This is a genomic window from Halolamina pelagica (genome assembly GCF_900115675.1).
Classification (GTDB): domain Archaea; phylum Halobacteriota; class Halobacteria; order Halobacteriales; family Haloferacaceae; genus Halolamina; species Halolamina pelagica.
On the sequence record NZ_FOXI01000008.1, the window covers coordinates 41,516 to 55,160 of the forward strand.

13 protein-coding genes and 1 pseudogene are annotated in these 13,645 nt (G+C 56.6%); 2 read left to right on the forward strand and 12 right to left on the reverse strand.

The annotated features are described in order from the left end of the window. From BMZ83_RS11155 to BMZ83_RS11175, 5 genes are read right to left on the reverse strand one after another with little or no spacing between them, the layout of a single operon-like run. Complete coding sequence (locus BMZ83_RS11155) at nt 1–1,116, reverse strand: hypothetical protein (RefSeq protein WP_074878667.1); 1,116 nt, start codon at nt 1,114–1,116, stop codon at nt 1–3. A gap of 2 nt (nt 1,117–1,118) precedes the next feature. Beyond that, complete coding sequence (locus tag BMZ83_RS11160) at nt 1,119–1,979, reverse strand: hypothetical protein (protein WP_172863988.1); 861 nt, start codon at nt 1,977–1,979, stop codon at nt 1,119–1,121. Beyond that, entirely contained in the window at nt 1,976–3,709 is a 1,734-nt protein-coding gene (locus BMZ83_RS11165; protein WP_172863989.1) for a hypothetical protein, read from the reverse strand. Before BMZ83_RS11165 ends, BMZ83_RS11160 begins: the two co-directional genes overlap by 4 nt. 27 nt (nt 3,710–3,736) lie before the next feature. Next, nucleotides 3,737–4,156, reverse strand: coding sequence for a hypothetical protein (locus BMZ83_RS11170; RefSeq protein ID WP_074878673.1), 420 nt, complete (start codon nt 4,154–4,156; stop codon nt 3,737–3,739). Nucleotides 4,157–4,162: 6 nt separating this feature from the next. Beyond that, the gene (locus tag BMZ83_RS11175; protein ID WP_008364407.1) at nt 4,163–4,441 is read right to left on the reverse strand and encodes a hypothetical protein; all 279 of its coding nucleotides are present in this window, start codon (nt 4,439–4,441) and stop codon (nt 4,163–4,165) included. A gap of 474 nt (nt 4,442–4,915) precedes the next feature. On the opposite strand from BMZ83_RS11175, the pseudogene BMZ83_RS11180 reads away from it, so the two are divergent. After that, nucleotides 4,916–5,790: pseudogene (locus BMZ83_RS11180) on the forward strand (hypothetical protein). Between the two features lie 157 nt (nt 5,791–5,947). Here BMZ83_RS11180 and BMZ83_RS11185 read toward each other — a convergent pair. From BMZ83_RS11185 to BMZ83_RS16345, 7 genes are all read right to left on the reverse strand, one after another. Continuing rightward, entirely contained in the window at nt 5,948–7,186 is a 1,239-nt protein-coding gene (locus BMZ83_RS11185) for a phage integrase SAM-like domain-containing protein (RefSeq protein WP_074878675.1), read from the reverse strand. A gap of 27 nt (nt 7,187–7,213) precedes the next feature. Next, on the reverse strand, nt 7,214–7,723 hold the full coding sequence (locus tag BMZ83_RS11190) for a DNA-binding protein (protein ID WP_174955904.1): 510 nt from the start codon (nt 7,721–7,723) through the stop codon (nt 7,214–7,216). After that, nucleotides 7,716–8,411: a nucleotidyltransferase domain-containing protein gene (locus BMZ83_RS11195; RefSeq protein WP_074878677.1), complete on the reverse strand. Its 696-nt coding sequence runs from the start codon at nt 8,409–8,411 to the stop codon at nt 7,716–7,718. The genes BMZ83_RS11190 and BMZ83_RS11195 overlap by 8 nt, the downstream gene beginning before the upstream one ends. A gap of 100 nt (nt 8,412–8,511) precedes the next feature. Further along, on the reverse strand, nt 8,512–9,093 hold the full coding sequence (locus tag BMZ83_RS11200) for a DUF7342 family protein (protein WP_074878679.1): 582 nt from the start codon (nt 9,091–9,093) through the stop codon (nt 8,512–8,514). A gap of 502 nt (nt 9,094–9,595) precedes the next feature. Continuing rightward, nucleotides 9,596–11,218: a transposase gene (locus BMZ83_RS11205; protein ID WP_096396406.1), complete on the reverse strand. Its 1,623-nt coding sequence runs from the start codon at nt 11,216–11,218 to the stop codon at nt 9,596–9,598. Between the two features lie 125 nt (nt 11,219–11,343). Then, nucleotides 11,344–11,646: a hypothetical protein gene (locus BMZ83_RS16340; RefSeq protein WP_137711804.1), complete on the reverse strand. Its 303-nt coding sequence runs from the start codon at nt 11,644–11,646 to the stop codon at nt 11,344–11,346. A gap of 38 nt (nt 11,647–11,684) precedes the next feature. Then, nucleotides 11,685–12,650, reverse strand: a complete 966-nt coding sequence (locus BMZ83_RS16345) for a hypothetical protein (protein ID WP_143076933.1) — start codon at nt 12,648–12,650, stop codon at nt 11,685–11,687. A gap of 191 nt (nt 12,651–12,841) precedes the next feature. On the opposite strand from BMZ83_RS16345, the gene BMZ83_RS11215 reads away from it, so the two are divergent. Then, nucleotides 12,842–13,636, forward strand: a complete 795-nt coding sequence (locus BMZ83_RS11215; protein WP_074878682.1) for a helix-turn-helix transcriptional regulator — start codon at nt 12,842–12,844, stop codon at nt 13,634–13,636. Nucleotides 13,637–13,645: the final 9 nt, after the last annotated feature.

A 13,645-nucleotide genomic window follows, 5' to 3' on the forward strand; every position in this document is an offset into this window, starting at 1 on the left:
TTAGTGGATACCTCTATCAAAGTCCATTCCGCGTTCCTCACCCGCTGTATCCGACGTAGTACCACCAGGGTCGTTCTCGGTCCGTCGGTATGAGGGCGTACTATCTCCACCCTCACCATGACCGCCTTGGGCCGCAGCTTTCTGTGCAACGGCATGGCCGGCTGCGGCTTTCGGCCCCCACCGAGCAGCGGTTGTCGCGACGCCGGCACCCCCAACATACGCACCGGCAGCTACGCCGCCGATGAGGGCTGCGCCCTTGGTGGCGCCGCCGATAACTTTCGCCGTCAGCGGGGTTGCGTATTTGAACGTCTTCCAAGTGATATAGAGCGCGATAAGCGGCAGTGACGCGGCAACCAGGTACTTCAGAAACGCACTATTTGGCGTGAGGGCCCCTTCCGAATACAGCAAATCGTATCCTTTGAACACGACTGCTGCTGGGAGGGGTAGAACCGCCAAAGGAACAAACCGCTTGGAGAATCCCATCGCGATGTCCGAAAGGACTGGGACATTACCATAGGCGAGAGCAAACGCTATCGGCATCCCGTAGACATACACGTAAAGCAATACCTCTCGAATATAGTAGAGGGCCTCAAGTGCCCACATCGAGAGGCCACCAACAATTGCGAACACGAATGCAAGCCCGGGATTGGTCAGAGATTCTTTGAGAAAATTCAGCATCGCATCACCCAGGGTTTCGAGACTCGGCATCAATGCGATGGTGAACCCGTCGACGATGTAGAGACCAAGAACACTGACCCAGTACCAGCTGATGATAAGAAACGCGCCAACCCACGCAGTCTTCTTTGTCCGTCTCGCTTCGTATACACTTCCGATATTGAATATCCGAACTGTGTGTCGCCCTTGAATACACATCACCAGAAGGAGTAATGAGATGAGCATAATCTCACCTCCGACCAACGCATCCCGAATTGCAGGCCAGGGTCCGTTTGTTGGCGCACCAAAGACAAATGCACCGTCGGTTTCGGGCGTTGGAGTCCCGAACATCTCCTCAGTGAGGGTTTCATAACCAGTGTTCAATCCCTCCATGAAGAGGGAGATCACCCAATCGACGACGTCTTTGAACCCCTCTAGGACGACATCAATCAGGTCCACCATAGTTAGTCCTCACTAATCGTAATCTCGCAATTATCGAATTCCTCTGACGCGGAGTAGTGGATACTGTAAGTATTGGAAACTCGGTTTGTCCCCACTCGTGTTTCTATAATGACTTCGAAGCTCCCGGTTTGTTCTTCGCTCTCACACGAAGTCCCCTCACCTCGAACGAACGCAAACGGTGAACGGTAACTGTACAGTGTGAGCTGCTCTCCCGGTTCTATGACTACCTCGTCAACCTCTGTATCTTCTTCTGGATCGTATATGCCACTGACATCATCGTTTTCATCATAGTTCGTCCCTTCCTCATCCGAGGGATATGGAACATCTCCAATAAAGAGGAGCTGCGTGATCGCATCCGGGCCATTCCCTTGGTTTTCAACAGATACGAAGGCCTCTTTTGAGATTTTATCACTCGAGCTATTCCACATCTTTTCAGGCTGATTCTTCCCGATCCCCATCTCCACGATGCTAAGATTCGGCTGAACGGACAGAGCGGACTCTTGCACAGTTTCTTCGCCCTCTAGTGCGAGAACGCGATACTCGCCTGGAGCGTATGACGTTCCAATCTCAAACGAAACCTGCTGTGCTCCTGTCGCTACGTCACGTTGACCGAACAATTCTCCATTCGGCTGGATGAGATTGACTTGGCTGACATCGGTGTCTTCCGAGAGTTCCACCACGACCGTTGTCCCATCAACAGCAACGCGCTGAAGTGGACCTTGGTCATTTTGAGATGGAGACCCATTACTGGGTGTTCCGGAGCTCTCATTTGTATTCATACACCCAGCAAGGGTTGTGAGTGCGGCGCCGGCGACTGTTCGGAGGGCGGTTCGCCTACTGATGGGTGGGGTATCTCGTGTCATGAATTGCGTTGGAAGATGTCTGCTGGACCGAGCATCCGCAGGAGGCGCTTGCCAGCGTAGAACATCACGAAGAACGGCAGGAGCTGCCAGCCGACCTCGAACACCAGCGCAAACCAGCCGTCGATCGTTCCTAGAGGGTGCCAGCGGGCCGTCGCGGTATCACTCACGTACGCCGGGTCGTGACCGAGCCACGAGCCAGAGTGGTACCGAGCCGTGTAGATGCCCGGTTCGTCGATGGTCACGATCGCCACCCCCGAGGCGTTGGTCTCGACGCGCTGATCTGCGACCGTGATGTACCCGTTCCGGGTGGTGCCGCCGATTGGATACTGACGGCTATCGTCAAGCGCAATCGGCGCACCAGTTTGATTGTCCCGCAGTTCGACCCTGAGCGTCGCTTGCGACTGATTCTGCTGGATAACCTTAACAGTAAGATTGCTGCGGTGGAGTTGTCGCTCGGAGCCGGCATCCGACTCGACGATTGACGCATTCACGCCCCGGACGATTCCCGCAACATGGAGCGCCTCTCGATCGACGTTCTCAGCTCGAACGGCGACGCCGTACGTCGTCGTGTACGATTGGTTGACGATGTCGATATTGATGTTCTCACCGATGGTGCCGACCGGAGACGGGCGGTCAGTCCCCCAGGTCTCGATGAGTTCCGGCCCGTCTCGAACCGGCTCGGCACGCGGCCCGATCCGCGAGGGATAGGCGTGGACGTACACCGGAATCGCGTCCGACTCGACGGTGGCGCTATCCGTGCGATTCGACCGGACGAGCGTGTCCCAGTTGGTGTTCCGAGCGGTGTAGAACCGCCAGATGCCACGGACCCGTGCCTCACCGTCCTCCGTGAGCGTGTACCCCTGCCACGGCCGCGACTGGAAGATGGCCACGCCGGCTTCGCCGTTCGGATACTCGGCGTAGTAGGGGTACGCCGAGAGGTCGTAGATCTCGACGGCGATCGAATCGGAGACGTTGTGTGATTCCGTCCGATAGGTGACGTCGACGTCCGTCCGGTCACCCAGGTCGGTCCTGACGGTTTTCTTCAGCCGGACGCTAATCTCCGCTTCCAGCGTGAGATTCGCACTCCAGTCGTCCTCGATCTGGTAGTCGAGGACAGGCGTATGGGCTCCGTCACGCTCGGCGATGGTCTCGCCGTCCTTCTTCAACCGGACTTCTTCGATCTCGTGCTCCGTGAGCGACCATGAGATAGTTGTGTTGCCGGAGGAACTCCCGTTGGGGACGCGAACGCGGTAATCAACGAACCCGCGCATCGTCCCATTCGGTGCGATATAGAGTGGGGTTTCACCGGACTCGAGGTGTCCACGAGTGGAGGGCTGGACCGCGAAGATCGTTGCGTGAGCATCTTCGATGAAGACGCCGTCCTCAAGGTCCGCGTGCGGCGGATGCACGGACGTATCTGGGCCGCCGGCGTCGAGGTCCTCAAAGTCGTTCCGCGTCCACGTCGCCGCAGTCGCCGGCGGTCGTTTGAACGTAACGTCCGTCCCGTTGGCGACCTGATGGACGGCGGAGCGGTTCTCGCCGTAGCGCTGGCGGTACTCTTCTTGGCTGATGTAGTTGTCCGCATCACGTGACCACAGCGTTGCCGACTCGTTTTCCGTGAGCCCATTCCCCTCCGTACCTGGTCGTGGCGGGTCAGCGGCGACGATACCCGTGACTAGGCTCGTCGCGAGCAAGCCGGCCATGAGCACGGAGAGCTCTCGGTGGTTCATAGGGCTCGCAACGGTGCTGTGGAGTGCTTACCAGGGGACGAGGTCGACGCACTGCGCCAGCGGGAGGCCCATCATTGACCCGGCGACGGTGTAGAGCGGGCCGAGGACGACGAGGACGACCGCGGACTTCATCGCCGAACGCTTGTGGCGCTTGAGCCCCTTCTTCTGCTCGGGATTGAGGGTGAACATCTCGATAAGGGAGTCAGCCTGCCAAACGATTGCGAGGCCGACGATCCCCAGCGCGGTGGTCAGCTGGAAGAACCCCTCAATCATACTCGGGAGGTTGTCTGCGCTACAGACCGCGTTACTCTGGGCTGCAACCGGTTGAACGGCAAACAGGCTCAGGAGGACGATGGTGAGCGCTGCCTGCCGAGGGATTTTCCCAGTCAGCGGTGACTCGGTGTCAGTGCTACGCTCAGGGTCGGAGGGAGTCTGGTCCTGTGACATAGCGGGTCAATCATCGGTGGCGTCTCCAGCCGTTGGCTGGTTCTGCTGCTCTTCGACGAGCGACTGGAGGTCGTCGAATCGGTTGGTGTCCTCTGCGATCTCTTCGAGGGTGTAGCCCTGCTCGCGGGCCCGTTCGAGGAGGTCGCGGAGCTCATCGGGGTCAACACCGCGGACTTCCATTTCCTCGCGGAGGGCGCGGCGATAGAGGGCGGAGGCGTTGATGTGGTCGTTCCACATCAGGTACAGGTCATCGATGTCCTCGATGGTGACTGACCTCGTAATCATACATGCGGGTATGGGTATGCACCGGCTGAGTCCCGGTACATATTGGCACGGTAGCTGGATGAGGAATAAATGCTTTCTGGCTGCCAAGTGGTGCAAATTTATCCGATAAATTATAACCAAATCACTTGTTGACCTAGTAGAAAAAGTCTTAACCAACATCCACTGAGAAAGTTGGGCATCTGTTGGTTAAGAATGAGAATCAGCTCGCTTACTCGAGCTCTACAACCTCGCCGTTTCCGTCGTCGAGGAGCCCCTTCTCGCCTACGCCCGCGGAGAACTGACTCACGATGAACATGAACAACGTCGAGAGACGCACGAATGAGACACCTGAATTCAGACCACGGACGGCCATAACTGGAGAAATAGGTATTCGGCATGCTTAGCAGTATAAAAAAGCAGTCCACCGACTTTTCGAAGAGAATCTCGCTCGTGAACTTGATTAAGAAGCACAGATGAGTAGTAATACGCACGCAGATGGGCCACGTCTACTACCACCACCCCGGCGACAAGCAGTTCTCCCTTGACTTCGTCCATCCAGCTCCTGCCAAAATCGTCTCGAAGATCGTCGACTACGGCGACGACGTCGCTGTGAAGGTCCAGAAATACGATATCGACGAACCGTTCTACGTCATCTACACATCCCGCGTCGGCGGTGGGCCTGTTCAAGAGATTGATTTTAACCTGAACGAGTCGCTCTCAGAGATGAGTGCCGACAACAGTACCATCATCGTTCGTCTTCTCGAGATTTACCGCGCACTTATCGCTCAGAACGAAGAAGAAGAGGGAACTCCCGTTGAGGCGTACAAGAATATCGACGTCGATGCACTGCCGGACGTTCTCGACCGGACGTCGTGGGAAGGATCAGCAACAGACGTAGCGGGCCGACTCGCCTCGAACCTGATCCTCAAGCACGCGCTTCCAAATGCCAACCATCGAACCGCTGTTGCGCTGATTCAGTTCTACCTCCGGCGACTGAATCCGGATTTCGCTATGCCGGAAACCTCTGTAGAGACCGATCCAGAATCCTACGACTGGCGAGAGTGGGTGAACGAGTACATCAACGAATCGAAGCGACTGTTGACCGTTCGACGGAAGAACGTCCTCTTCAAGCACTGTATAGCTTCGGTGCGCGGACGCTTGAGCGAAAACACGCAGTCGAGATCGATCTGACTGAATACGAGTTGGATATGTACCCAAGTGAGGCGAAAATCGCCTACGCGGAGAAGCACGAAGATCTCTGGGTAACGTTTGTTGAGGAGGCTGTCGAACGTGCCGGCTATCCGGAGCTAAAAGAGACGTCTGGCCTCTCGAAAGCAGAATTCGCCGAAAAAATCCGAGACCTCAACTAAGCGGTTCTACTAGTCTTGAAGCGTGGCGACTGTTCGGCCCGTTTCCTCGGCCTCTTCGCTGCGCGACATATTGTACGTCGCGAGCGCTTCGTCAACCGCTTGGTCAAGGCTCATTGGTTAACCTAATCTAGGTTCTCCTCCCGTATAAACGCTTGCGTCAATCGATCTGTTCGAGTGCTTCAGTTGCGACATCACCCAATTCACCGGCTTCAATATGCGAATACCGTTCACGAACCATCTCCTCCGAGTTATCGAGATAGCGAGCCGCAACAGTGTACCCGAACGCGCGGACTAGCACCTCGCCCATTCCACGTCGACCACCGTGGGGCGCGAGATAGTCGTGTTTCGGATGGTCGATGTCGATCTCTGCAGCCTCTGAGAGCCGTTGGAGAATCGACCGTGCGCCGTCCGTCGTGATCGATGGAGGCCGAATGTCCTCATCGAGCGCCAGCAGCAGGTCGCGAGCGTACTCCGCACGGCGTTCAGTGATTGCTTCTGGGCGTTCCCCTCGATCGGCGAGGTCATCCTGGACGAGCTCTGCGAGCGTCCGTTGGTCGAACGTCGGAAACACCGGCCACTGCTCCGTCGGCGGGTCCATCAGCTGGCGATAGCTTCGCAGCGGAGAAATCACTGGATCGGGGAGACTCGCGGCGTCCCACTGCTGTTTCTTCCGGTAGACGTCCATACTCCCGTCGTCGAGGGAGAGATCCTCCCAGCGGACGCCGCGCCGGCGCGGGTCGTTTGGATCTCGGAGGAGTTCGCCAACGCGGACAGCGGTGTACGCGAGGACGAACACCAGAGCCCGGTCACGAGTCGCCTTCAGCGCTACGTAGCGCGCTCGCTGCTTGTCGAGGGGGTCAGTATCCTCTGGGAGTGTCGTGTACGCCTCGACAGCGTCGCGGGCCCGTTCGTCGACGTGGCGGGTGAGAGCGTGGCGCTGTTCAGACGTCCAGGCCTGCTGGTCGCCGGGCTTGCGGCCGTCGTCCTCCGGCAGCGGCGCCATCGCACTCGCCCGCTGGGCGTAATGCGCTTCGAGATATCCCTCGTTGACACACCACCCGCACCACGCAGAGATATAGCGATAATAGGTTTGTACCGTGTTCTGTTTGAGTCCTCGATCGCCGGCGAGATGCCGGGCGTACTCCCGGAACACGCGTTCGTCGAGGTCCTCGAAGGTGGGGTCGCGGTCGACGTCGTCGGGGACGATCCCGGTCCAGTCGTCGCCCCCGCGGTCGCCGGCGGCCCACTCGGCGAACCGTTCGAGTTCGCGGGCGGCGTTGCGTCGATAATTCCCGCCGTCGCCTCCACGGCCTTTCCCCTTGTCCTGGAGGTAGCGCTCGAACGACTCGGAGAGTGAGGTCAATGGCGTCCGTTCCGTCGGTGTATTCCGGTCCATAGTGCTCTCCTGAACTGTTGAACGTAGTCAGTCACACAGACAGACGCCGCCTTCCCGAATCTGGCTCACTGCGAACTGATGGACAGCGCCGGCGAGGTCAGTCATTGCTTCCGCCTGCTCTTCGGTTGGACGCCCCCCGCCGTAATAACTCTCTGTCCGGTTCTCGCTGTAGAGGTCCTTCATCGCCTCTGCAGTCTCCCGCTCAAACAGCCCGATCTGGTGGGCACGCTCGTAGCTGAACTGGTGGTCCTGAAAGTCCTGAAGCGTATCGTTCGTCATCGCGAGTGCGTACGCCTCGATCGACCGTTCGATCGCGCCGAAACAGACCTCGATGACGGCCGTGTAGTACCCATCCTGTGACTGGAGAGTGTCGACGACCTCGAGGAGGCGGCACGCTTTCGTCAACTGTGTCTTCCAGTCTTCGTCGGCACTAATCCCGTCCTCGAACGCTGTTCGACCGCGTCCGACCATCTCGAAGGCATCCTGTGCACGGTCGAGTGCTGTGAGCACAGCGGTCGGGTCCGAGCCGTTACTCATCAGAGGCTCCTTCCTCCAAGAGGAGGTTCTCGACGGTTTCGAAGTCATTCGTCTTGTAGACCGGAATCCCTGAAACGACGATTTCTCGGATGTCTTCGGTGTACGCCGGGATCGCCTGGACGGCCTCGACATCGATATCGTAGGCGTATCGGTCACCATCGAACTCCGTGTCTTCGAGGTCACGGGCAATGGTGTTCGCTTCTCGTTGGCTTTCGGCCCGCCCAGACCGGGTTAGCACCCAGAGATCGATATCGCTCCGTCGGTCAGCCTCGCCCCGAGCCACACTCCCATAGAGGATGATGCCGACGACGTCGTTGATGTTCTCACGAAGCTCCGTAACCGCAGCTTTGACGGGTTGATGATACTCTGGTTGGGGGATCCGAAGGATCGGATCGTCTGGAATCGACAGGCGCTGTCTGTTGATCTGGACGAGTCGCTGGTTGCTTTCGGCCGATTCGATGACCAAGTTGTTCGCGCTGAGAACGTTTACTGCCCGTCGGACGGACTGGTGTGAGTGACCGATCTGTGTCGCGAGTTCTCGCAGTGAGAAGTCACTGAATCGGTGGTTTGTTAAAAAGAGAAGGACGTCGCTCGTCGCCTTGTGTTTGAATAAAGTCGGATCTGAAGGGGGTATTGAAAGAGAAATAGCTGCCCCAGACGAATTCGTACTATTCGTCTCGCGGTTCATGTGCCGTATCACGGACCACTACTATATAAACATTATACGTGAGTCGGAATCAGCCTAAATATTCCTCTGCCAGCAATGGACGTGCGGAGAACGAGGTCCGTCACCTCCGGGCCTCACCACGTTCGGTCGCTGGGGCTAGAAAGTCCCACTCTCGGATGGCAAAACCCACAATTTCGATTCGCCGTTGGAGCTGTTCCCACTCACGCGCGATCTCTCGGCGACGATCCTCTTCGGTGACTTCGAGTACCTGGTCAGCGATCGTCTCGCGAAGTTGGTTCGGTGACTCGACATCGAACTCGTCCTTCCATCCTCGGATCTGAGCGTTCATCTCGGTGAGCCGTTCGGTGAGGTCTTCGACGCTGTGGTCGCTGTCCCGAAGGCGTATGGCCTCCGTGAGTGCTTGACGACGATAATCGGGGAAGTATGTCGTGTGGCCCCCGGTGTCGTCACGGTGGAGGATGCCGTCGTCGACGAGATGTTCGAGGACGCGCTTGGTCGGCCCGTGTGACCAGTCTGCTTCGGAGGCGATCCAGTTTGCTGTCCGCGGCTCTGAAACCTGTCGGGCGACCATCCGCACCCGGTCTTCACCCGTGGGTTGGCGTTCCATCGGGCCCTCTGAAATCGATTCACCTCCAGTCATAGAACACCGTTCGTACTTTGTCGTAATATAGATCACAGGCATCTAGTCTATCACGAAAACGGCCCTCGCCATCTCCACGGACTCGGCTGAGGAGACCCAGAGCTATCTCGAACCCCGTTCTTGGCGGTGCTACCCCGGGGAAGCACCGTTCTGAGCCGGTTGCAGCATTCATGCTTCACCGACGGCGTCGGGGTACTTCAAAGTGGTCGTGATTACCGGCGTAATCAGGACCACTTGTAGTATTTGGCTCATCGGGAGAATTCGGAGGTCTAGAGTCTCTTAACGCCGTAAATCCGTAATACAGTAGAATGTATATCGTATATCGCTATACAAAATTTTACGCCTCGCGCAGTGTGCAGTTTCGGAGGATAGGCCAGTTCCAAGTCGAATCTCCGCCGGTTCGTGGTCTATTTCCCAACGAATCGCTCGATTCCTGTTCATTCAGAACGAGATAATCGGACGAGCATGGGAAATTGCGCGGATTTTTGTGCTCCTACAGAGCGTCGCCACTCCCAAGCGGTGACCCCGGTGGAGAATCGGTCACTCAGTCGGGCGGAATCAATGCCGAAACGACGATCTCGACACACTCACCCGCAGTCAGGACCGGCGCATAGTCCATTTCGCCATCGACGCCCGCTTTCAGCAGGAAATCCGTGAGTCGCCAGATATTGTAGAGGAGTACGGCGAACACGAAGTAGAACAGCCGGACGCGGTAGTCTTTTGAGGAGGTCTTCGCGAGGAAATCGCCCTTGATAGACTTGTACTCGTTTTCGATCTGCCAGCGGCGGCTGTAGCGGCGACAGAACGACTCGGCCTCATCGGGGCCGACTCGGAGATTCGTGGCGAAGACAGTCGTCCCCTCACCACTCGTCGACGGCACGTACAGAAACTGCATCGAGTGACTTCCCGATTCGACGTGAACGGACGCTGATTCGACCGCTACGTTTTGTCCATCGGCATCCATTGTTTCGATGACCTCCCGCTCAGTGCTATTGATCCGTGTGGGAACGAGGTAGTTCACGCCGAGATTCGAGAGTGTCTGGTAGACTCGCTTAGAATCGAACTCCCGGTCACAAAGCACCGTCTCTACGGGGACGTGTTCTTTCGCTCGTTGAACGAGCCGCCGAACTACACGGTGAACCTGATTCGGCGGATTCCTATCCCACGCTGAGCTCTCCCGAATCGGCTCCACAGCGAGCACGAGCGGGATGTTCTCGCCGACAATCGAGAGCGTCGCGAACTTGAAAACCCGTTCTTCTTCACCTTTTGTACCGCTGACCATCGGCATCGCCTCGACCTCGCCGTAGTAAGGAACTGTCGTGACGTCGATCGCGGCCGTCACGGGTCGTCGGAACGAGGCTTCCTCCCCGATTACCGAGAGTAGTCGGTCGCTGGCCCGGTCGAACCCCTCGATCAGCGCTTCCGGCTCAAATTGCTTGACCGCCCGCAAGTGCGTGTCCCCGTGTGGACCATATTCTTCGCCACGCCTGTACTGGAAGCGAGCAGCTCCCTGCGCAGTGCCACAACCAACCATCCCCATGAACGTCTGTAGCTCGAAGAACTGCGTATCCTCGTAGGAGGCGTTCTGCGCTCGATCAGAATCGAATCCGTCAAATCCGTGGTCCCGTGCGAGGCGTGTCGTCCGGTGAACCTGCTCGTCCGAAAACTCAGTGCCTGTAGAGTGGGTTTGCTCATCGTCGTCGGCCGACTCTGGGTTCGAGTCAGTGACCTCCTCTTTCGGACGCACCACGGGGACAGGAGGTCCGTAGTCGTGGACCTCTTTGACGACGAAGTGAGCGGCGACGGTCACGTATTCGCGGACCCCATCGTCGAAGCGCTTGCGCCAAGTGCGCGAGAGAACCGACTCGTCAGGAACGTGGTCTAGCCCGAACGGTTCGGCGAGCTCCTGATGCGTTTCGAGAGTCCGATAGCTGTCGCCGGTAATCTCCCGATACATAAACAGCCGGAGCATCCCCTGGAACGAATCGGATGCCGGGTGCCAGTCCGGGTAGCCGTCTTGGAGATGTTTTGTGTAGAGCGTGACGCCGCTCACCGCAGCTCGGAGACACGCTCGATCTCGCAGTGTTTCGCTGAGCTCGATTCCGGTTTTATAGGCGTGGGTCAGCCGGCGGGCACGGTCCGACAGCGGGTCCAAGATCTCTGACATCGTTTTTCAGTTGTATAGATGTTACAAAAATATGCGAATATGTTATTTATGTAGTCTAGTCTGGCTCAAATAGTCGGCCCAGTTGTCTCAGGTTGAGTATATTACCATATCATACACGGATACAGCTATTCATCCAAATCAATATCGGACCCGGTGTCCGGGTGTCCTACCAGTAATAAATAAAAACCGGCAGCAAGGAATACGAGCATACCGATTTCAATAACCGTTCTCGCTGTCCCACTCGGATTTCCTAACAAGACAAATAATTGTGGAGCGTACGTTTGAAATAATAACCCAACCAGCAACAGGACACTACCAATCCGTGTAGGTTGACTCATCCGGGACCAACGGTATGCCCAAGCAACACCGGCACCGAGTAATAAAATCGTTCCGAGTACCGTCCGGAGGGTAAGTTCGAGCGGGGCCATTATATCTGAATTTGCGAGGAGATCATAAATCAGTTAGGTCAACAGAGCGGCTTCGGACCAAGGCATGGGTCGCAGAGAAAGCCCAGCTTTGGGGCTGAAATAATCGCTCCCAAACAAGTCGTACAGGTCTTGAATTCTTTGAAAACGCCACACAGGGAGCAGGCCGCAAAAATACCTCCATATGCGCGTGCCAACCGGTACCAACAATTCAAGTCTGGCACACATGGGCCGCATGGTAGGAGAGCGGCGGTTTGGACGCCGTCATTAACCGAGAAGGTGGATACAGCCCCAGAATCATCAGTTTCGTCCTCTATTTCATCAAGTAAGTCACGGTATTCTTCAGTCGTCAGTGAGGTCTCTTGAGTGTTCAATTCACCACTTTCTGCTGAAGTTGAAACAACATCTGCACGTGCAGTATCTTCTCCAGTGTCAATATAGGTGACCGTAGTATAGGTCGGTGGGGAGTCGTCTCGATCGTCCCACCCGAGGAAAGCGTCGGGGATTCGTTCCACATCCTCGTCGGTTTGAAGAGATACGCCCGTATCGAAAGGAAGATCGACGGTCCGATAATCGATATCTACATCCCCGACGCCCCGTATTCGAAAGGCAACGGCGTCCTCAGGTTGTTTGTTATAACTATGTTCAGAGGCGGCATCATTCAGGAGCTGCTGAACATCGCTGTTACCCAGCGCGTCGTCAACTGCTTCTCTACGACGTTTCCCGGCCAGTCGTTGAATGACAACCTCTCGTTCGCCGTTAGTGCTATCGCTTCCATCACCAAGATCCTTTTTATTGTCTGCAGTGGCAACTCCCGGCACGAGCGTTGTAGCGATTCCCAGAGATCCAATCTTTAGAACTGTCCGGCGGTCAACACCTGGGCGCGGATCGGGACTACTCCGTATATCCGACAATTTTTCCCACGTCTCGGTACAACCACCACCATCATCGACAGCGTCGTTCAGTTCGGCTTGGTACTGGTCTGGGTCGGAGTCTGGTTTTTCCATGGTAACACACCACTTGCCATTCTTTCGCGGTTTGTATTCATGTTAATTGATGAGTACCCCTCCCAGACTACTCCCACCCCCCTCACTTGCTGAGGGTCCCCCTCAAGCTGTACACATACCATTGACATAGTTCGTGTACAGCCAATTAACCTCCCCAGAACTGAATACGCTCACGCTACTAGAACCCGCTAATGAAACAACCCGATCCCGCCGATTTTGAAGCGCTCATCGCAGACCGGTCGGGTTTTCTCCGTGTCCTCACCGCGGCGCCACGCTCAAAACGCGACCTTACCGAATTGTTCGACTGTTCGCGCTCGACGATTGATCGAGTGTTACGCTCGCTCGCTGACGCATACCTCGTTGAGTACCAGGACGGTGAATGGCACGCAACCGCCGCCGGGGTGTGTGCATATCGCAAACACGACGAGTACGCATCGTTCCTCACCGACCTCGCCGACGCAGCACCGATCCTCGCTGCGCTCCCCACCGAGACCCCCATCGGTGAAGCGTTTCTTCCGGGATCAACTGCGCATATTGCCGAGAGCAGTGTTCCCGATGCAGTCCTCGATGTAATGCTTTGCTCAGTCCGCGGAGCATCTGTCGTCCGAGGGCTAGTCCCGAAGGCGCTCGCAGGCTCAGCGACTGAGTTCTACGAGGCAGCAGTCACAGATGATTCTGCTACACTGGAGTTGGTGCTCGATGGAGACGTATTCGACCGATTATACGAACTGAATCCACAGGAGACGAAAGATGCGTTAGACAAACCGAGCGTTACGTTGTTTCGCGGGACGATTCCGTGGACGTTTGGGCTATGGATAGCGGATGAAACGGAGGTCGGTGTCGTCGTTTACACGGAACAAGGAATTCAGGGCTGTATGCTGAATGATACTAAGACTGCGGTTGAGTGGGCGACAGAACAGTATGATTCGGTTGAGCGAGATGCAGAGGAAATTTTCCTTCGTGGAGGTCCCAAAGGGATACGGTAACGGGAAATC

Coding starts and splice junctions, on each gene's coding strand:
- BMZ83_RS11155 (WP_074878667.1), bottom strand. CDS start 1,116: ATGGTGGACCTGATTGATGTCGTCCTAGAGGGGTTCAAAGACGTCGTC.
- BMZ83_RS11160 (WP_172863988.1), bottom strand. CDS start 1,979: ATGACACGAGATACCCCACCCATCAGTAGGCGAACCGCCCTCCGAACA.
- BMZ83_RS11165 (WP_172863989.1), bottom strand. CDS start 3,709: ATGAACCACCGAGAGCTCTCCGTGCTCATGGCCGGCTTGCTCGCGACG.
- BMZ83_RS11170 (WP_074878673.1), bottom strand. CDS start 4,156: ATGTCACAGGACCAGACTCCCTCCGACCCTGAGCGTAGCACTGACACC.
- BMZ83_RS11175 (WP_008364407.1), bottom strand. CDS start 4,441: ATGATTACGAGGTCAGTCACCATCGAGGACATCGATGACCTGTACCTG.
- BMZ83_RS11185 (WP_074878675.1), bottom strand. CDS start 7,186: ATGGACCGGAATACACCGACGGAACGGACGCCATTGACCTCACTCTCC.
- BMZ83_RS11190 (WP_174955904.1), bottom strand. CDS start 7,723: ATGAGTAACGGCTCGGACCCGACCGCTGTGCTCACAGCACTCGACCGT.
- BMZ83_RS11195 (WP_074878677.1), bottom strand. CDS start 8,411: ATGAACCGCGAGACGAATAGTACGAATTCGTCTGGGGCAGCTATTTCT.
- BMZ83_RS11200 (WP_074878679.1), bottom strand. CDS start 9,093: ATGCCTGTGATCTATATTACGACAAAGTACGAACGGTGTTCTATGACT.
- BMZ83_RS11205 (WP_096396406.1), bottom strand. CDS start 11,218: ATGTCAGAGATCTTGGACCCGCTGTCGGACCGTGCCCGCCGGCTGACC.
- BMZ83_RS16340 (WP_137711804.1), bottom strand. CDS start 11,646: ATGGCCCCGCTCGAACTTACCCTCCGGACGGTACTCGGAACGATTTTA.
- BMZ83_RS16345 (WP_143076933.1), bottom strand. CDS start 12,650: ATGGAAAAACCAGACTCCGACCCAGACCAGTACCAAGCCGAACTGAAC.
- BMZ83_RS11215 (WP_074878682.1), top strand. CDS start 12,842: ATGAAACAACCCGATCCCGCCGATTTTGAAGCGCTCATCGCAGACCGG.